Genomic DNA, 18,067 nt, shown 5'->3' with positions numbered 1-18,067 from the left:
CGGTAACCACTTAGGATGCCGGGCCGCGGTGGTTAGAGGCCGAACTCGGGCGCATAGCGCACCACACCTTGCACACCAGCCAACCCACCGGTTACCAGCTCCAAGGCCATAAATGCGGCGGCTGGCACCGCAAAAGGAGCGCTGAGGCCCCACTCCTGCGCAGGCCTGAAACCGAACCTAGGGTAGTAACGCTCGTGGCCAAGCACGATTACTGAGCGGTACCCCAACGCGCGGGCCTGCTCCAAACCACGTTGCACCAACTGGGTACCTAGGCCTTCGCCTTGCCACTCCGGCAGCACAGCCATGGGCGCAAGTGCTAGGCTCGTAATTGGCTCCCGGCCCGGCTGCTCGATCTTGATAATGGTAAACAAGATATGGCCGACCACTTGCCCGGCCGCTTCGGCCACCAACGACAAACCTGGCACAAAAGCAGGGCTCTGACGCAGCGCATCAACCAAAAGAGCCTCGTCGGGGCGGTTAAAGGCATGCTTGTTTACCTCGAAAACGGCTTCTTTATCGGCCGGCATTTCGGGGCGTATCTGCGGGTTTGGCTCGGCCATCAGCAAGTTGTGCTTAGTAGTAAATAGTCCAGGGGCCTACTTGCTCGTGCTTACTGAGACCTTTCACCAGGTACTGCCGCTCGGTGGGCAATTCCTTTTTGGTCAGCACCACGGGGCGTTGGCGGAGCCAGGCACCTAGGGCCACGGTATCGGCGGGGTCTTGCAGGTTGATGAGGTGGCGGCGCCATTGCTCGTCGCGCTCGAACTGGGTTTCGCGCTGCAGGCTGTGGTTGCCATCGTAGAGCGAAATTGGCAGCTTGTGCTGCTCGAACGCCAACGAAGGCAGCAACTCGTTGTACACTAGCACTGGGCGTTGCGCCAGTTTCAGTTGCTCAAGGCGCTCGGCCACTGGGCGGCTGCCGTTGGCCTGCCCCTCTACCTGACCTAGGAACGCCTTGGCCGAAACCAGCAAGCCCATCGTGAATACCACCGTGAGCACCAGTAGCTTGGGGGCAATGCGCACTTCATCCCAAAACAAGTGCGTGAGCAGTAGCACCACTACACCTCCTGCGGGCCACATGGCCGTAACTGGGCTGATGGTGAGGCCAAAGCCCGGACCGAAGATGGGCAGCAAGCACATGGCCCCGAGCAACAACCCGAACAACGACATAAAGCCCACATACCAGCGAAATAGCACGGCATCGGTGCGGCGGCCGAGCAGCTCTACCGTCAGCAGCGCCACCCCCGGAAAAATGGGCAGCACGTAGAGCAGCAGCTTCGATTTGGAGAGCGAGAAGAACACCAGCGGCACCAGCACCCACCACAGCAGTACTTGCTGCCACCGAGTACACAGGCCGCGCCAACCGTTGCGTACTACTTCGGTAATCAGCACCGCCGACCATGGCAAGCTGCCTAGTGGGGCCAGCACCACATAAAACCACCACGGCTTAGCCCGGTTAAACGTGGCCGCATTGGCAAAGCGCTGCACCGTGTGTTCGAACAGGAAGTAGCGCAGAAACTTCGGGTCGTCGAGCAGTAGCAGCAGGTACCAGCTCAGGCCCGCCAGCACAAACAGCAGAACGGCCAGCAGGTGGTGCGCACTCCAGGGGCGGCGCGGCGCGGCGCGGTTGGTGTGCAGGCTGATAACGGCCATCAGCGGTAGCACCACTGCTACTGGGCCTTTCGTGAGGAAACCTAGCCCCAACGCTACCCAGCCTAGGTAAAGCCAACCCGCGGCCGGCTTGCCAGCGGGCGTGTAGTGGTAACGCACAAACGCATAAGCCGATAGCAGCTCCAGCGTAGCCAAGTAGGCATCGGTAGTTACGTTGAGCGCCGAAATGAGCACCACCGGCAGCGTGCCGTATACCACCGCCGTGGCAATGGCGCGGCGCTTATCGCCGCTGAACAGCAGTAGGCCCAAACCGTACATCAGCGCCACTTGCCCTAGCACCGCCAGCACCGGCAGCACGCGCACGGCACCGGCCGAGCTACCAAACAGCCCCAGCCCGGCGGCCGTGAGCCAGTACGTAACGGGCGGCTTATGAAAGTGCTGAATACCCAGCAGGCGCGGGTGCAGCCAATCCTGCCCCACCAGCATTTCGCGGCCAATTTCGGCGTAGCGGGCTTCGCTGCTCTCGAGTACGCCCCAAGCGTTGAGGTTGACGAAGAACGCCCCACCTAGGGCTAGCAGCAGCAACCACAACCACCAACGCGACGACATGGGTAAAGACGGCATAAGCAAGCAAACAAGAAGCGCGGGCAAAAGTAGCGCTTGCCAACTACCTAGGCGGTATTTCGCTATGCCCCGGGCTCCTGATCATCACCCGGCCCAGCGTCCGCGGCCGGTTGAGCAGCCTTGCGCGGCCTTAAGCTGATTACCATAAACATCACGCCCAGGATTGCAAACACCCGCATACTCTGTTGCGACAGGCCTAACACCAGCCATGCTAAGCCTGCAAAAAACATCGGGCGCAACTTCAACCGAGTTGTGGGCGGATTGCTATTCATTGAGGCAATATAGGCCAATTGCTTTCTGCGCCGCCTTGCGGCCCCAAACCTTTGCCGCGCACTTGAGTTAGCCTAAGTACTCTGGCTTGCAACTCATTTGGCTTATGCGCATTCTGCTTACCGGCGCCAACGGCTACATTGGCCAACGCTTGCTGCCGCTGCTGGTAGAAGCCGGCCACGACGTAACCTGCCTCGTGCGCGACCCTAGGCGCTACGAACTGCCGGCCCCGCTGCACGACCGTGTGCAGGTGGTGCAAGCCGACTTGCGCCAACCCGACACCCTACGCCATTTGCCCCAGGATTTCGACGCGGCGTATTACCTGGTGCACTCCATGAGCACCAACGGCCGCGATTTTTACCGCGCCGAGCAGCAGTCGGCCAGCAACTTTGTGCAGTATCTCAACGGCACCCGCATCCGGCAGGTGATTTACCTCTCGGGCATCGTCAACGATCCGAAGCTCTCCACCCACCTCCGCTCGCGCTTAGGTGTGGAGCGCGAGCTGAAGAAAGCCGCCCACGCGCAAGCCACGGTACTGCGTGCCAGCATCATTATCGGGTCGGGCTCGGCTTCGTTCGAAATCATTCGCGACCTAGTCGAGAAATTGCCTGTGATGGTAGGCCCCAAGTGGCTGAACTCGCGCTGCCAACCCATTGGCGTGCGCGACGTGATGCACTACCTCACAGCCGTGCTCGACAACCCCGCTTGCCTGGGCAAAACCTTCGATATCGGTGGGCCCGATGTGCTCACGTACAAGCAGATGCTGCAGGGCTTTGCGCGGCTGCGCGGCTTTCGTCGGCCCATACTCACGGTGCCGGTGCTCACGCCCCGGTTGTCGTCGTGGTGGTTGTTTCTGGTAACGCGCACCTCGTTTTCGCTGGCGCAAAGCTTGGTTGATTCGCTGAAGAACGACACCGTGGCCGATCTGCGTCGCAGCATCCGCAAAGCCGTGCCGCACCAGTGCATGAGCTACACCGAAGCCCTGGAGCTGGCGTTTCAGCGCATCGAGCAAAACGAGGTCATCAGCAGCTGGAAGGATGCCGCCAGCAGCGGCGTGGCCGACAAAAACTACATGGACTACGTGCAGATACCGCAGCACGGCATGTTCTTCGACCGCCAAGTAATGCACTTTGCCCGCCCGCCCGAAGAGGTGCTCGATAACATCTGGCGCATTGGCGGCAAACGCGGGTGGTACAAGGTTGATTGGCTGTGGCGCGTGCGTGGCTTGCTCGATAAACTAGTGGGCGGTGTGGGCTTGCGGCGCGGACGCCGCTCCGCCTCATCGCTGCGCCCCGGCGACCCGCTCGATTTCTGGCGCGTGCTGGTAGCCGACCGCGTCAGTCGTCGCCTGCTGCTCTATGCCGAAATGAAGCTGCCCGGCGAGGCGTGGCTGCAATTCCGCATTCTCGATAACGCCGATGGCACCCACACGCTCGAGCAATTGGCCGCTTTCCGGCCGCGCGGCTTGGCGGGGCGCTTGTACTGGTATTCGCTAGTGCCCTTCCATTTCGTCATTTTCAAGGGCATGATCGAAAATATTGTGCAGTACGGCAGCGCCCCTAGGTCACCATCGTCTGCGGTGCCGTCGGCTACCTAGGGCATACTACGTGCGGGAGCAGTCCGTTTCTTTGCCTTGTGAAACACGTGCTCCTCGCCGCAGCCCTAGGTTGCGTGGCCGCCGCTCAGCCGCTGCAGGCCCAAACCCCTACCCCACCGAGCCGCCAGGTAATCAACAGCTGGCTGGTAGGTACTGAGGCACTGCTGGGCCGGCAGCCCAATTTGGCGATGGGTAACCCGGGTTATTGGGCCACTGGGCTGCACGTGGCGCACCGCAACCTGTGGCAGGAATCCGATGCCGACTACAGCACCACCTTTACGGTAGGTTTGCGCGGCGGCTTTGGTAACCTTACCGGCGACTTCCGCTACCCCATTCTGGGCAACACGCGCCTGTGGGGCCTCAACCCCTACGCCGCCGCCGACGGCCGCTACTTTGGCGGTTCGTTTGGGATATGGGTGGGCAAGCTGGGCTATTACCGCGAGCTGCAGGCCGTACGGTTTGTACCGCAACTTCGCGTGCGCGGCGGCCGCCTCGACAGCTGGCACGCACAGCTCGACTACGCCCACGACCTGACCGGCCTGGGCAACCCCTCGGCGCGCCTAGGTGCAGGACGGGGCTTCGGCTCCGAAGGGCAATTTCGGCTGTTAGTGGGCGTGGCCTTTCCAACTTCATCCTACGATAGCGAAGCCGCCCAGTTATTTGGGCAGGCGTACGTAGCCCTGGGCGATGCTTGGAGCATAAGCGCTTATTACCAACCGCCGTTTCGCATAGGTCAGTCGCCCACGCAGGGCACCTTGCAGCTGGCGCGCAGTTTCTAACCTAGGGCCTACAGCCTGCGCACCAACCACATAATAGCGCTCAGCACCAAACTCAGCAGCAGCATCGATACGATGGGCGCGTAGAATCGGAAGTTGGGCCGTTCGATGCGAATGTCGCCGGGCAGGCGCCCAAACCAGCTGAACAGGCTGCCGCCACCTAGCCAGATGATGGCGCCCAGTACCACAATGCCGAGGCCGATAATGACGAGTAACTTGCCGAGTTGGGGAGGCATCAATGTGGGAAAAAGTACACCCGTTCGTTACGTAAGTCGCTCCGAACGGGTGCAATGCAAGCAGATACCGGCAATTGAAATCGGCGGCCCTTACTCTGGCTTGGCGTAGAAATCGGCCAACGAGCGGGTATACACGCAGTAGTTAATGGGCGAGCTAGCCTGGAACACCGTCGGCTCCTTAGCGCCCACCGGCACCAACATCAGGCTGCCCTTGCCGTTTACCTTTTCGCGCTGCAGGCCAACGCCTTCGCGGTTGTCGAATCGTACATCGAGGTAGTACAGGTAGGGCGTTATCCAGTCAACGTACCCCCTTTTGGCCGTGCCCGATAGGCTGCGAAGTTCCAGCTCCTTGTAGTTACGCACAATGGCTTGCTGAAACTCCACGGCGTTCAGCGGCTTACCGCGCAGCACGGGCATTACATCCCACTGCCCATCGAGCAGCACCCACTTTTGCAGGTCGGGCAACCAGGTTTCGAGCAACACGTGCCCCGCACCCGATTGCGTGGTTTCCACATCCTTGGTTTTCAGGCCCAGCACCCGCGACTTCAACCCGTAGGCGTTGAGGCATGAGGTGGCCACAATGCCGTACTCCACGCAGCGGAACTGCTTGCCTTGTTTGGCCTCGGCCAGAATTGTTAGGGCGTCGTTCTTCGTTGGGGTGTTGCCGCCATCGTGGCGCCACTGCTGGTGCACCCAGTGCAGCAGGCGCTGGGCGCGCTCGGTGTCGTTGGCAGCACCCTGCACCACGGCGTCGAGGTTGTATTGCTGACGCAGCTGGGCCAAGTACGCGTTGTCACTTCCACTCTCGTAGCGAATGGCGTGCGTGGCGGCTCCGCGCGGGCCGTTGTAGCGCAGCCGCTCCGCTCCAAAAGCCGTGGCGCGCAGCTCCGTGAGGGCGTAACGGCCATCGTCGAGCAACACGTAAAACTGCTTTTTGTCGCCGGGCGCCAGCGTGTATCGGATGGAGTCGCGGTCGGTCCGGAACACGAGGGTTTCTTTGCTGGCGTGCAGCGGTAAGAGCAGCACATCGGGGCTGGCCTCGGGGGCAATGCGCCAGCTGCCTCTCACCCAAGCATTACCAAGGCGGTAATCGGCCTGGTCGGCATGTGCCTTCACCACGGGCAAGCCTTGGTAGGTAGGAGTTTGGGCAATTGCCGTTCCGCAAGTGAGCAGTAGGCCGAGTAGCAAAGAGGTTTTCATAGCGGTCGGAATGAGTTTGTATGACCGCCTAGATGCCGGTGATTTAGCAGGCGTTGCCTGGGCCTTATCACATGAATATGTGGTTTCTAACACTTTTCAGCATCAGGACCAAAAACTGAGAAGCACCACCGTTAGCAGCACTACCAGCGCTGTGTAGGTACCTAGGGCCCACCACTCGGCTCGTTCTTTGAAATTGTAGGGGTAGCGCTGCCGAATGCGCTGCTGCACCATCACCGAGGCCATGAAGCCAACTAACACGATACCCAATGCTATGTTGCTCGGTAGTATCTGCCGAAACATCAGCAATAAGGCCACTAGCGGCACCAAGCCTATGAGGTAGCCCAACAGCCGCGCCTTGTAGAGTTGGGCCGGTTGTATGGCCGGAGCAACTGCCTGCTTCGCTGCTGGCTTGGGTGCACGCGGTGCTGATTTTTTCGGCTTTGCTGCCATTTTGTGTATTACTGACTTGTTGCCGCAAAAGAAAACCGGCTGCCACGAGAGTAGCAGCCGGTTCAGCGGTCTTTTACTTCTTCTCGAACACAAACTTCACCTCGCCCTCGGCTGTCACTTCTAAGGCTGCCTCGAACTTAGCGCCGGTGCGCTGCGAGGTAAAGCCGCGTATCACATCCGACTTGCCCCGGCGCAGCAGCTTGGCCACTTGCGCATCGGTAAGTTGGCGGCCGCACAGCTCGAGCGGCACCCGGAACTGGCAGTCTTCGCGGAAGCGTGAGCAGCCCCAGGCCGTTTTGCCCTTGAGCATGGTACCTAGGCGGCACACCGGGCAAGGTATCTGCTGCGGCTTATCGTCGGCGGCGGGCTTGCTTTCGGCTGCGCGTTGCAGCTCGGGTTGGTGCTTGGCGTTGAGGCCGATGGCCGCGTCGAACTTCTGTCCTAGGTCGTCGATGAAGCCTTTGATGACGGGAGTGCGGCCTTTGGCCAGCAGCGCCTGCACTTGCTTGTCGGTGAACTTCTTGCCCTCGAACATCAGCGGCAATCGGAACTGGCACCCCTCGCGGAAGCGCGAGCAACCAAAAGCGGTTTTACCCTTCAGCACGTGGCCCTGGCCGCAGGCCGGGCATCCACCTAGGGCACCCTCGGGACCGGGCGTGGTGGGGGCAGCGGGCTTTGCGGGGGTGGGCTTGCTGCCGCCGTTTTTGGCCGCCGAGGCAGCGGCTTCGGTGGCGGTGGGCGGCGGGGCCACCATGCGGGCGCGGTCTTGCTTTACCTCCTGCACCATCTCCTGCACCAGGCCTTTCAGCTCGGCCAAAAACTGATCGGGCTCGAGGTTGCCGCCTTCAATCTGGCGCAGCTTCCGCTCCCACTGGCCCGTCAGCTCCGCCGATTTCAGCGTGGGGTTTCTGATCAGGCCAATCAGCTCCACCCCCGTAGGCGTGGGCACAATGCGCTTTTTCTCGCGCTGAATGTAGCCGCGCTTAAACAGCGTTTCGATGATGGCGGCGCGCGTAGAGGGCCGGCCGATGCCGTTTTCCTTCATGGCCTGGCGCAGCTCCTCGTCCTCCACGTTGCGGCCGGCGGTTTCCATGCCGCGCAGCAACATAGCCTCGGTGTACTCGCGTGGGGGCTGGGTTACTTTTTGGTCGAGGCGCGGCTTGTGCGGGCCCGACTCGCCTTTCGTGAACGACGGCAGCACGGTGTTCACCACGTCGTCGTCGCCCTCGCCAGCCTTCGCCGTGCTAGGCGCCTGTTGCTGCGTAGGGTCGCCGTACACGATGCGCCACCCCGGGTTGAGAATCTGTCGGCCACGCACCCGGAACGGGTGGCCTGCCGCCTCCGCCGTTACGGTAGTGTTCGAGACCTCGCAGTCGGGGTAGAACGCAGCCAGAAATCGGCGCACGATGATATCGTACACGTTGTGCTCGGCTTGGCTCAGGCCACCGGGTGCGTTGCCCGTCGGGATGATGGCGTGGTGGTCGGTTACCTTGTTGTTGTTGAAGACCTTGCTCGACTTGCGAATCTTTTCGCCCAACAGCGGCTGCACCAGGGTGCGGTACGGCCCGCTAATGCCCTGCAGAATGCCGGGAATTTTGGCGTACTGGTCGTCGGGCAGGAAGGTGGTATCCACACGCGGATAGCTGACTACCTTCTTCTCGTAGAGGCTTTGCACCGTCTTCAGCGTATCCTCGGCCGAGAGGCCCAGCTGGTTGTTGCACTGCACCTGCAGCGAGGTAAGGTCGAACAAGGCAGGCGGCGACTCCAGCGCCTTCTTAATTTCAACGCCCGTAACCGTCAGCGGTGCATCCTTCACGGCGGCCATGGCGGCATCGGCTTCTTCCTGGCTCACGAAGTAGCCGCGCGCTTTCAGGCGAGCCTTCTCATCGGGCTCGTCGTCGTCGGCTTTGCCTTTTTTGGGCGGCGCTACGTGGCTGAACAGGGTGCCGCGGTACTCGGTGCGCAGCACCCAATAGGGCTCGGGCTTGAAGTTGCGAATCTCGTGGTAGCGGTCGACAAGCAGGGCCAGCGTGGGCGTTTGCACGCGGCCCAGGCTTAGCACCTGCCCGCGGCCCGAGGCGTACTTCAGCGTAAACAATCGGGTGGCGTTCAGGCCCAGCAGCCAGTCGCCGATGGCGCGGCTCTTGCCGGCCATGTACAGGCGGTCGAACTCTTTGCCCTCGCGCAGGTTGGCAAAGCCCTGCCGAATGGCTTCTTCGGTGAGCGACGAAATCCAGAGGCGCTTGAAAGGCTTGCGGTATTTGGCTTCGGTGAGCACCCAGCGTTGGATTACCTCGCCTTCCTGGCCGGCGTCGCCGCAGTTGATTACCTCTTCGGCACTGTTCAGCAAACCTTTGATGATGGCAAACTGCTTGCGCACGCCGTCGTCCTGCATCAGCTTGATGCCGAAGTTGTCGGGCATCATGGGCAGGTCGTGAATGCTCCAGCGCTTCCACTCGGGGCGGTAATCCTCGGGCTCCTTCAGGGTGCAGAAGTGCCCGAACGTCCAGGTGACTTGGTAACCGTTGCCCTCGTAGTAGCCGTCCATGCGCCGGTTGGCACCTAGCACGTTGGCTATTTCGCGGGCTACGCTGGGTTTTTCGGCAATGCAGACTTTCACTATCGCAGATTCTCGCTGATTCGGTAGGCTACCGCTGCGTGGCATGCGTCAGCGGCATTGGAATCAACAAAGATACGCCCGAAAAAAGTCGCTGCTGCGCTGGCAATTGCCCTAGGTACGCAAGCTGCAAACACCATCGGGCAGCTGCCTTGGGCATTCGTTAGGCCAACGAGCGCACGGCCGCTAAGCCCCGCTCCACCTCCTCTTCGGTGTTGAAGATACCCGGCGTAAAGCGTGCATAGTTGTAGTGCCGGTATGGGGCTTTGGTAGCAACCACCTTTTGCTCCTTCAGCCGCTCAATTACCTCATCGGTGTTGTAGCCGCGCACCTCAAACGAGGTAATCCCCGACGACAACGCGTCGCTCAGGGGGGTGTGCAAGGTTACGTGCGGCATGGCGGCCAGCCCCTCTTTACACTGCCGGTTTAGCTGGTGCACCCGCTCGCACACCCGTTCGCGCCCTAGGCCTTCCATAAACTCAAACGCTGCCCGCAGCGCCCAGCGGTGCTCCAGGGAGTGAAAGCCGCCCGGTGTCATCTGCTTGCCATCCATGTGCTCGGGCCGCTCGTCTTCTTCGATGATGACGTCCATGGCCTCGGTGTAGCTTGGGATAATGGGCGACACCCGCTGCCATGCGGCGCTGGTGGCGGCCACCAAGCCGGTACCGCGCGGGCCGTAGAGCCACTTGTGCCCGCTCGTGATGAAGAAGTCGCAGCCTAGGTCGGCAAACGTTTCGCGCTCGATGCCAAAGCCGTGCACGCCATCTACCAGCAGCAGCACGCGGTCGGCCTCGTTGCGGTGGCGGTTTACTGCGGCAACGGCCTGCGCAATTTGAGCCACGGGCGTTTTGAGGCCGGTGCTGGAGTGCACCCACGTAATGCCAAGCACGCGGGTATTCGGCCCAATGCCGCGCACCACCGATTCCACAATTTCCTCCTCGGTAACGTGGTTGATGCGCTCGTACATCCGAATCGTGCGGCAGCTGGCCCCGGTGCGCTTAATGGCTTGCCGTATGGCTTCGTGCTGCGAGTAGTGGTCGTGCTCGGTAGTCAGGATTTCCTGGCCAGGCTGCAGGTTCAGGGCCGTGTAGGTCAGGCCCATGCCCATGGTGGTGCTGTCCGTCAGGGCAATGTTATCGGGGTTATCGATTTGCAAGTAGCGAGCTGCTGCTTCGCGCACCTTCTGCATCTCGTCGTTTTCCAGCGCCAGGGTGTTCATAACCGGGTTGGCGTCGAGCAACTGCGCGTAGTGCTGAATGGCCTCGCGCACCACTTTGGGGTGCGAACAGATAAACTGCGAGGCGCCTAGGTGGGTGTACTCTGGGTTGAGATTAAACTGTTCGCGAATCTGGTTCCAGCTGATGGCTTGCGTATTGGTGTTGGGGTGTTTAATCACGGAGGGGCTCATACTATTGATTCGACCATGCCGCTGCCTTAGCAGGGCCCGAGGGTATGGTACGCCCGCCCGGCAGGCCCGTTGGCCTTTTAAATACTGAAATCCGGCTCCGTATTAATGCCCAGTGCCCCAAGGAGCGGGAAAGGCGGCAATGTGGCCCCTCCTGCTCCTTGGGGTGCTGGGCACCTAGGGCAAGTACCGTTACCCTCAGAGCCGCAAGGTTTTCAGCAGTTCGGCGTTGCTGAGGGTGTAGTCGGTAAGCTCGCTGGCATCGGCCATAGGGCTGCTTGCCTGGTACCCGGGGCGCTGAAAACGTACGTAGTCGACGTGCAGCCCTAGGTCGGGCTTTCCGTTGCTGACGATGGTGGTGTTGAAGCGCATGGGGTCGTTGTGGTACTGCTGGGCCGAGTACCAATCGGTGTAGGCGTTGAGGCCCACTTGCACGGTGCGGGGCATATCGCGCCGGTAAAACCGCTCGTGCACGTGCCACTGGGTTTCGCCATCGTAGCGGTAAAGCAGCACAAAAGCGGCCCGTACGCGCATAATGCCCAGCTCCACCCAACCGGTTTTGGCGGGGCGCAGCTTTAGGTTGGAGCGGCTGTTTACGGTGGTCTTCGATTCGAACACGGGCTGGCCAACCGGCTCCGCTATACCCGCCGTCAGGAACAGCCAGTTCTCGCCGTTGGGCTTCCAGTTGGCCGGCGTGGCGGTGGGCCGGGCTTCGCGCACCATCAGCCCCGCCAACGACCATGTAGTGGCAGGCAGCTCGGCGGTTTTGCCTGTTATCTTCAGCCGCGAAGTCACGAAAAAGTCGCCGGTTACCTCCTTGTACATGAAGGCGCCGTGGAAATCGGCGTACCAGCCGCTGGTGGTGGGCTCGAGGTACAATAGCCCTTTGGCTATGCCTCCTACCTCTGCCCGGGCCACCATGCTGGGCCAGCCTTCGGCCTGATGAAATTGCTTCCAGTTGCCCAAACTAGCCGCGTCGTTGAAGTCGTCGCTGAGTGCCCCTAGGTCGTCGGAGGGCGTGGCGGAGGTATCGGCCCTAGGTGGCTGAAAGGCTGAAGCGGCAAGCCAGCAGGCGGCCAGCACGGGCACGATACGGCTAAAGGTTGGCATAAGGCAAAGCCATTAAGTTCGGCTTACAAGACCAACCCTGCGCCCGGCCGTTGCAACGGCAGCCCTCACATAATCATGTGAGGGTAAGCACCTAGTACGCTCCCCTCCGAAACGCAAAAACCTCCGGGCGAAGGGCCCGAAGGTTTTGCGATGGCGTCGGCGAGCTATCAACCGCACCCACAAGACGAAGCCGAAACCTAAGCGGTTTGCTTGGCCTCGTTTTGCTCAGTGGCTTGTGCTGCCTCCTGCTTTTTGCCTTTGCTGTGCTGCTGTTGCAGTTGCTGCTGCACCTCGGCCTGCACCTGCGGATCGAGCGGCGCGGCCGGCTTGGAAATAGTGCTGTAGATGTGGCTGAACTCGTCGAGGTCGCGGGTGTCTACTTCTAGGTCGTGCAGAATACCCTCGCTGATGTCGTATACCAAGCCGTGCAGCTGCGGCGGGTTGGGCTTGGTACGGGCGTTCTGAATGATGTTGGTTTTGGCCAGGTTGCGCACCTGCTCCATCACGTTCAGCTCCACGAGGCGGCGCAGACGCTGGTCCTCGTCGTGGATGCGCAACAGCTCGGTTTCGTGCAAGCGAATTACGTCGCGGATGTTGGTGAGCCAGCTGTCGATGAGACCGTGCTGCTTGTTGGAAGCTGCCGCTGCCACACCGCCGCAGCCGTAGTGGCCTACTACCAAAATCACCTCCACCTTGAGCACCTCAACCGCGTACTGCAGCACCGACAGCATGTTCATGTCGGTGGGCACAACCAGGTTGGCGATGTTGCGATGGGTAAACATTTCGCCCGGCTTGGTGCCGGTGATGGCCGAACCAGGAACCCGCGAATCGGAGCAGCCGATGAACAGGTAACGTGGCTTTTGGCCTTGCGAGAGTTTATGGAAGTATTCTGGGTCTTCGGCAAGGCGAGACTCCACCCAACGGCGGTTGCCTTCAAGAATGTGTTGCATAAACGGGAATGGGAAACTGAGTTGGTGCCTAACAATGTGGGATTGGCCGCCGGTGGTTATCCGGGCTTAGTGGCCTAACACCTGTACCTGCGGAATGTCGCGGAGAATGAGCTCCACGCCCCGATCCTTGGCACTCTGGCGGTAGTTCTCGATGGCTTCAAGCACATCGTAATCAATCGATACGGAATCAGAGCCGTCGAGGATTACGCGGGTGCCCGGCTTAAAGCGGTCGAGGGTAGTAGTGATGGCCGCTTTGTTGAGAAACGACACGTGCTCGGCCAGCTTTAGGTGCACCGTGCCCGGTTGATGATCAGGCTCGTAGTGGAAGAAGTATGCCGATTCGGCGTTGGCTTTCAGAATATAGAAAGCAGCCACGGCCAAGCCTACGCCCACGCCTTTGAGCAGGTCGGTAAACAGAATTACACCCACGGTTACCACGAAGGGCAGGAACTGCGCCCAGCCTAGTCGCCACTGCGTGAGGTATAGCGTCGGTTTCGTGAGTTTGTAACCCACCATCAGCAGTACGGCAGCCAGCGCCGACAGCGGAATCAGGTTCAGCACATCCTCCAAGAACAAAACCGCCATCAGCAGCAATATGCCGTGGAAGAACGCCGAAATGCGCGAAGCGGCACCGGCGTGGATGTTGGCCGAAGAACGCACGATTACGGCCGTAAGCGGCAAACCACCTAGCAAACCTGAGATAATGTTGCCCGTGCCTTGAGCAATCAGTTCGCGGCTTGTGGGCGTGTTGCGTTTCAGGGGGTCGAGCTTATCTACAGCTTCTACGCTCAGCAGCGACTCGAGCGAGGCTACAATGCCGATGGTAAGGGCCAGGATGTAGATGTTGCCGTTGGTGAGTACGCTCCAATCGGGGAAGCGCAACGAGCCCAATACATCATTTACCGAGCTGATAACGGGCAGCTTTACGAGGTGCGTGGTTTTCACCTGCCACTCGGGCCGAACGCTACCCAAAACCACGTTGATAATGATGGAGCACACCACCACAATAAGCGCACCGGGTACCAAGCCAAGCACCTTGTTGCGCTTGATGAAGGGTCGCTCCCACGATAGCAGTACTACCAGCGAGAAAATGCCAATCAGCAGCGCGCCCGGCTGCAGCTCGCCCAGTGCCCGCCCGATAGACGAGAACGTGTTCATGCCATCGGGCTGGAAGAAATTCAGGTCTTCGAAGAAGTCCTCGTCGCCACCCAAAAAGTGCGGAATTTGCTTGAGGATCAGGATCAGGCCAATGGCAGCCAGCATGCCCCGGATAACCGAAGTTGGAAAGTACATGCCGATTACCCCAGCCTTCAGCGAACCTAAGATGATTTGCAATGCCCCGGCCATAACCACGGCCACCAGAAATGCCTCGTAGCTCCCGGCTTGCTGAATACCAGCCAGCACAATGGTAGTGAGACCAGCTGCCGGGCCGCTTACGCTAAGCTGCGAACCGCTTACCCAGCTTACGACCAAGCCGCCTACAATACCTGCTATCAGACCGGCAAGTAGCGGTGCTCCGGAGGCAAGGGAAATTCCTAGGCACAATGGCAATGCTACCAGAAACACCACCAAACCTGCTGGCAGGTCCTTAACCAAGGTGTTCTTATACGACGGCGAGGGGCCATTTGGGGGCGCAGAGGCAGTAGGGGCCACCGGCGCAGTCGGTGTCGAAACAGTTGTCGAATCCATTGAGAAAGAGAAAAAAGTACCAGTCTTATGGACAACCACGGGGCAACTACGCAGGCACCACAATACTCTGCAATTTTCTTTCCTCGTCTTAATCTGCGGTTAAAACTGAATTAAAGCAGGATTAAATACCCTCCTAAATTAACCTCGGCAACTCCAACGTCACCTGGGTGCCTTCGCCTAGTTTACTCGCTACACCAATACTGCCACCGTGCAGCAGCATAATCTGGTGCGTAAGTGGCAAGCCAATGCCGTGCCCAGGTACGCCGCGGGCATTGTCGGCTCTGAAAAAGGGCACAAATACCTGTTGCCGGTCGGCTTCGTGCATGCCAACCCCCCAATCCTGCACCTGCAACTTCACCGTGCGGCCCGAGGCACTTAGGGTAGCCAGCACCGGGCGCTCGGCCCCGCGCGAAAACTTGCAGGCATTTTCGAGCACGTTGAGCGCCGCCGAAAGTAACAGCGCTTCGTTGCCGTTCACGATGGGCTCAATGTTGGGCGGCACCTGAAAGTCGAGGTCGATGCGACAGGTTTGGTGCCGGCGCTGCACCTCCTCGTGGGCTTGCAGCAGCAACTCATCGAGGCGCATGGGAACGAGCGGCACTTGCGAGGGGTCGTCGGAGGCGCGGGCTATTTGCAGCAGCCCGTTGGCAAGGTCCTTCAGCAAACGGGCCGCATCGAGGGTGTTGCGCAGCACCTGCTGGTATTCTTCCGACGTACGCGGTTGGAGCAAGGCTACCTCCAGCTCACCAATAAGCACTGTTAGGGGCGTACGCAACTCGTGCGAGGCGTCGCGCACGAAAGTGCGCTGCCCCACAAAAGCCGTTTGCAACCGATCGAGCAGGCTGTTGAACGTGCTGGCCAGCTGCGATACTTCGTCTTGCCCATCGGCCCCGGAAAGGCGGCGGTGCATGTCCGAAGCGGTGATGCTGCTCATTTCCTGCACGGCCAAGCGCATGGGGCGCAAGGCCTGCCCGGCAAATACCCAACCGCCAATGCCGGTTACCACTAGCGAAATCAGCAGCCCAGTGATGAGTACCGTGCGCAGTGTACCCAGCTTCTGCTCGCTGTCAGCATCTTTCGACCAAGCCACCACCAAGAAGCGGCCGCGCTCCGGCACCGAGTAAAACATACCCACGGTGTAGTGCCAGTTAGACTGCTTTTGCACCATGGGCTCGTCGATTTCGTGCAGCCACTCGGCCGGCAACGCCCGCGAAGTGGCCACGCCCTCCCGAAACACCACGCGCCCGTTCATGCCGTAGATGCGCACCTCTTCGTCGGGCAGGGTGCGATAAAACTGACGGAGGTAGCGGCTGTAGCCGGCGCGGCTACGCCGGTCGGTTTTGGCTTGGCTTCCATCGAAATACACGTGCGCCACAACCTGGGCTCGGTTGCGCAGGCTTTCCTCGAACGATTGACTGCGCGAGAGGTACGTGAACAAGTAAATAAGCGCCGAAAACAGCAGCAGCGTGAAGGCCACAATGGCCGCAAACTGCAGCGCCAAGCGCAGGCGGATCGACATGGGGCAGTTAGTGAGTTGAGGGGCTTTAGCGGTATTGCGTTTAGGAGTTGACGAGGATACAAGCTGGCTAGTGCCCTAGGTGAACAGCCGTGCGCTGGGGCCTAGGGGTCGGCAATGGCAGCGAAGGCCCTTACCGGTTGGCCCGCTCATGGGCCGAAAGCCTCAACGCCCTACCCGCAACTCCCAAGCTCATTAACGCCCAAACGCCTCAGCTTTCGTTGACTTTGGCCACGTAGCCCATCCCAACAAGGGTGTGAATGAGTTTGGGCGAAAAATCCTTGTCGAGCTTTTTGCGCAGGAAGTTGATGTACACATCAATCACGTTGGAACCGGTATCGAAGCTGGTTTCCCAAACGTGCTCCAGTATATCTACCCGCGATACTACCCGGCCTTGGTTGCGCAGCAAGTAGTGCAGCAAAGCAAACTCGCGCGCCGTAAGCTGAATGGTTTGCCCCGCACGCGTAACCTGCTTGCTCATGGGGTCGAGGGTAAGGTCGGCGAGGCGCAGCACGGGTTGGCTGGGAGCCTCTTGGCGGCGGCGCGAAAGCGCCCGGATGCGCGCCAGCAACTCCTGAAAAGCAAAGGGTTTCACGAGGTAATCGTCGGCCCCGGCGTCCAGGCCCCTGATCTTATCATCGGTTTCACCTAGGGCTGTTAGCATCAGAATGGGCACAGCGGTGTTGTGGGCCCGCACCTGCCGGCACACCTCCAACCCGCTTAAGCCCGGCAGCAGCTGATCGAGGATAATCAGGTCGTATGAAGTGGTAAGAGCCTGGCGCAACCCCAACAGCCCGTCGGCCGCTATATCAACCAAATGCGTTTGTTCGCTCAGCCCTTTTTGAAGGAACGCCGCGACTTTCGGCTCGTCTTCAACTAACAGAATCTTCATAAGCAATTCGAATACCTAACCGAAGGTAGGCGGTTATGGCTTTCCTACAGCATATATGTATCCACACGAAAAGGTTTGGTCGAATTATTGCAGCAAAACTTATTACAAATTATTATCAGAATAATTTAAGATTAACTTGACAAATAAATTTATGTCCTATACGTTTATGGAAAAATTCTATACACTAGGCTCTCCAACTGCTTCCTTCGTTGTTGTGTACGTTTTGGCTAAAGCTGCGCCACCAGCTTTCGACATGTAGCGTATACGGCCACACCGAAGCATAACTCCTCCACCACCATGCTCTTTTTACTGCACCGCGTGCGGCTGTGCCTTTTTGTGCTGCCGTTGTTGTTTGCGGCCTGTGTGCCCCAACGCAAACTCCCTTATTTTCAAGGCAAATACAATAAGTCGACGGCAGTATTGGCGCCCAACACGCTCCAGCCTTACCGCATTCAACCCAACGATGTATTATCGGTGCGGGTGCAAAGTGTGCAACCCTCGCTGAATGAGATTTTTAACGTGACGGATGCGCGGGCGGTGTTTCAGGGCGACCCCGGCAACATGTTTTTGGCCGGCTACAACGTCGACACCAACGGCAACATTAACCTACCAACCGTGGGGAAGGTCAAATTGCAGGGTCTCACCATCGAAGAAGCCCAAGCGCGCATACAGCGCGAGGTAGGCAATTACGTGCGCGATGCCAACGTGCTGGTGAAGCTGCTCTCATTTAAAATCACGGTGCTGGGCGAAGTAAGAAACCCTGGGCGCCATTTCGTGTATAACGGCCAAGTTACGGTGCTCGAAGCGCTGGGCTTGGCTGGCGACCTTACCGAGTTTGGCAACCGCGAGAACATCAAACTCATTCGCCCGACTCCCAAAGGCAACGAAGTAATCTTGCTCGACCTCACCGACCCGAAGCTGCTTGAGTCGCCCAACTTCTTTCTGCTGCCCAACGACGCGCTGTACGTAGAGCCCATGGCTGCCCGTACAAACCGCGCCAACATCGCCAACCTCGCCCTGGTATTCTCGGGCATCTCGGCCTTGGCCCTGATCCTGAATTACCTGAGGGTGAATTAAGCCTGCGAGTACCTGCGTCCGCACCGGCTTGCTCCACCACACGTCCA

Annotated in this window: 15 protein-coding genes; 3 read left to right on the top strand and 12 right to left on the bottom strand. The window is 59.7% G+C overall.

The window, feature by feature from the left end; all coding sequences use genetic code 11:
- Nucleotides 1-32: 32 nt before the first annotated feature.
- Nucleotides 33-560, bottom strand: a complete 528-nt coding sequence (locus tag ASU33_RS10595; protein WP_059070831.1) for a GNAT family N-acetyltransferase — start codon at nucleotides 558-560, stop codon at nucleotides 33-35.
- A gap of 13 nt (nucleotides 561-573) precedes the next feature.
- Nucleotides 574-2,235: a glycosyltransferase family 39 protein gene (locus tag ASU33_RS10590; RefSeq protein ID WP_078063057.1), complete on the bottom strand. Its 1,662-nt coding sequence runs from the start codon at nucleotides 2,233-2,235 to the stop codon at nucleotides 574-576.
- Between the two features lie 376 nt (nucleotides 2,236-2,611).
- Between ASU33_RS10590 and ASU33_RS10580 the strand changes: the two genes are divergently transcribed.
- Complete coding sequence (locus ASU33_RS10580) at nucleotides 2,612-4,102, top strand: SDR family oxidoreductase (RefSeq protein WP_059071446.1); 1,491 nt, start codon at nucleotides 2,612-2,614, stop codon at nucleotides 4,100-4,102.
- A gap of 38 nt (nucleotides 4,103-4,140) precedes the next feature.
- Nucleotides 4,141-4,881: a hypothetical protein gene (locus ASU33_RS10575; RefSeq protein WP_059070828.1), complete on the top strand. Its 741-nt coding sequence runs from the start codon at nucleotides 4,141-4,143 to the stop codon at nucleotides 4,879-4,881.
- A gap of 8 nt (nucleotides 4,882-4,889) precedes the next feature.
- On the opposite strand, the gene ASU33_RS10570 is transcribed toward ASU33_RS10575, so the two are convergent.
- The 10 genes from ASU33_RS10570 to ASU33_RS10520 all read right to left on the bottom strand — a co-directional run bounded on the left by ASU33_RS10570 (nucleotide 4,890) and on the right by ASU33_RS10520 (nucleotide 16,943).
- Entirely contained in the window at nucleotides 4,890-5,114 is a 225-nt protein-coding gene (locus ASU33_RS10570) for a DUF2905 domain-containing protein (RefSeq protein WP_059070827.1), read from the bottom strand.
- Between the two features lie 90 nt (nucleotides 5,115-5,204).
- A complete protein-coding gene (locus ASU33_RS10565; RefSeq protein ID WP_059070826.1) occupies nucleotides 5,205-6,314 on the bottom strand; it encodes a transglutaminase-like domain-containing protein in 1,110 nt (369 codons plus the stop codon).
- 102 nt (nucleotides 6,315-6,416) lie between these two features.
- The gene (locus ASU33_RS10560) at nucleotides 6,417-6,659 is read right to left on the bottom strand and encodes a hypothetical protein (RefSeq protein ID WP_149867160.1); all 243 of its coding nucleotides are present in this window, start codon (nucleotides 6,657-6,659) and stop codon (nucleotides 6,417-6,419) included.
- Nucleotides 6,660-6,837: 178 nt separating this feature from the next.
- Complete coding sequence (locus ASU33_RS10555) at nucleotides 6,838-9,384, bottom strand: type IA DNA topoisomerase (protein WP_059070824.1); 2,547 nt, start codon at nucleotides 9,382-9,384, stop codon at nucleotides 6,838-6,840.
- A gap of 160 nt (nucleotides 9,385-9,544) precedes the next feature.
- Complete coding sequence (locus ASU33_RS10550) at nucleotides 9,545-10,789, bottom strand: aminotransferase class V-fold PLP-dependent enzyme (RefSeq protein ID WP_059070823.1); 1,245 nt, start codon at nucleotides 10,787-10,789, stop codon at nucleotides 9,545-9,547.
- 195 nt (nucleotides 10,790-10,984) lie between these two features.
- A complete protein-coding gene (locus ASU33_RS10545; protein ID WP_059070822.1) occupies nucleotides 10,985-11,896 on the bottom strand; it encodes a hypothetical protein in 912 nt (303 codons plus the stop codon).
- A gap of 197 nt (nucleotides 11,897-12,093) precedes the next feature.
- Nucleotides 12,094-12,846 (bottom strand): carbonic anhydrase, encoded by a 753-nt coding sequence (locus ASU33_RS10540; protein ID WP_078063056.1) that lies wholly within the window; start codon nucleotides 12,844-12,846, stop codon nucleotides 12,094-12,096.
- Nucleotides 12,847-12,912: 66 nt separating this feature from the next.
- Complete coding sequence (locus ASU33_RS10535; protein ID WP_078063055.1) at nucleotides 12,913-14,535, bottom strand: SulP family inorganic anion transporter; 1,623 nt, start codon at nucleotides 14,533-14,535, stop codon at nucleotides 12,913-12,915.
- Between the two features lie 133 nt (nucleotides 14,536-14,668).
- Complete coding sequence (locus ASU33_RS10525) at nucleotides 14,669-16,054, bottom strand: sensor histidine kinase (protein ID WP_059070819.1); 1,386 nt, start codon at nucleotides 16,052-16,054, stop codon at nucleotides 14,669-14,671.
- 208 nt (nucleotides 16,055-16,262) lie between these two features.
- Nucleotides 16,263-16,943 (bottom strand): response regulator, encoded by a 681-nt coding sequence (locus tag ASU33_RS10520; protein ID WP_059070818.1) that lies wholly within the window; start codon nucleotides 16,941-16,943, stop codon nucleotides 16,263-16,265.
- A 297-nt stretch (nucleotides 16,944-17,240) separates the two neighbouring features.
- Between ASU33_RS10520 and ASU33_RS10515 the strand changes: the two genes are divergently transcribed.
- On the top strand, nucleotides 17,241-18,020 hold the full coding sequence (locus tag ASU33_RS10515; RefSeq protein WP_078063054.1) for a polysaccharide biosynthesis/export family protein: 780 nt from the start codon (nucleotides 17,241-17,243) through the stop codon (nucleotides 18,018-18,020).
- The last annotated feature ends 47 nt before the right edge of the window (nucleotides 18,021-18,067 follow it).

It is taken from the genome of Solirubrum puertoriconensis, from assembly GCF_001483135.1.
Taxonomy (GTDB): Bacteria; Bacteroidota; Bacteroidia; order Cytophagales; family Hymenobacteraceae; genus Solirubrum; species Solirubrum puertoriconensis.
Note: the sequence above shows the minus strand (reverse complement) of the source record. Positions and strands in the feature narration are given on the sequence as shown.

Excerpts from the sequence above, each read along its gene's own strand:
- ASU33_RS10590 (WP_078063057.1), bottom strand. The coding sequence starts at position 2,235 with ATGCCGTCTTTACCCATGTCGTCGCGTTGGTGGTTGTGGTTGCTGCTG.
- ASU33_RS10580 (WP_059071446.1), top strand. The coding sequence starts at position 2,612 with ATGCGCATTCTGCTTACCGGCGCCAACGGCTACATTGGCCAACGCTTG.
- ASU33_RS10520 (WP_059070818.1), bottom strand. The coding sequence starts at position 16,943 with ATGAAGATTCTGTTAGTTGAAGACGAGCCGAAAGTCGCGGCGTTCCTT.
- ASU33_RS10565 (WP_059070826.1), bottom strand. The coding sequence starts at position 6,314 with ATGAAAACCTCTTTGCTACTCGGCCTACTGCTCACTTGCGGAACGGCA.
- ASU33_RS10595 (WP_059070831.1), bottom strand. The coding sequence starts at position 560 with ATGGCCGAGCCAAACCCGCAGATACGCCCCGAAATGCCGGCCGATAAA.
- ASU33_RS10550 (WP_059070823.1), bottom strand. The coding sequence starts at position 10,789 with ATGAGCCCCTCCGTGATTAAACACCCCAACACCAATACGCAAGCCATC.
- ASU33_RS10540 (WP_078063056.1), bottom strand. The coding sequence starts at position 12,846 with ATGCAACACATTCTTGAAGGCAACCGCCGTTGGGTGGAGTCTCGCCTT.
- ASU33_RS10515 (WP_078063054.1), top strand. The coding sequence starts at position 17,241 with ATGCTCTTTTTACTGCACCGCGTGCGGCTGTGCCTTTTTGTGCTGCCG.
- ASU33_RS10525 (WP_059070819.1), bottom strand. The coding sequence starts at position 16,054 with ATGTCGATCCGCCTGCGCTTGGCGCTGCAGTTTGCGGCCATTGTGGCC.
- ASU33_RS10570 (WP_059070827.1), bottom strand. The coding sequence starts at position 5,114 with ATGCCTCCCCAACTCGGCAAGTTACTCGTCATTATCGGCCTCGGCATT.
- ASU33_RS10545 (WP_059070822.1), bottom strand. The coding sequence starts at position 11,896 with ATGCCAACCTTTAGCCGTATCGTGCCCGTGCTGGCCGCCTGCTGGCTT.
- ASU33_RS10535 (WP_078063055.1), bottom strand. The coding sequence starts at position 14,535 with ATGGATTCGACAACTGTTTCGACACCGACTGCGCCGGTGGCCCCTACT.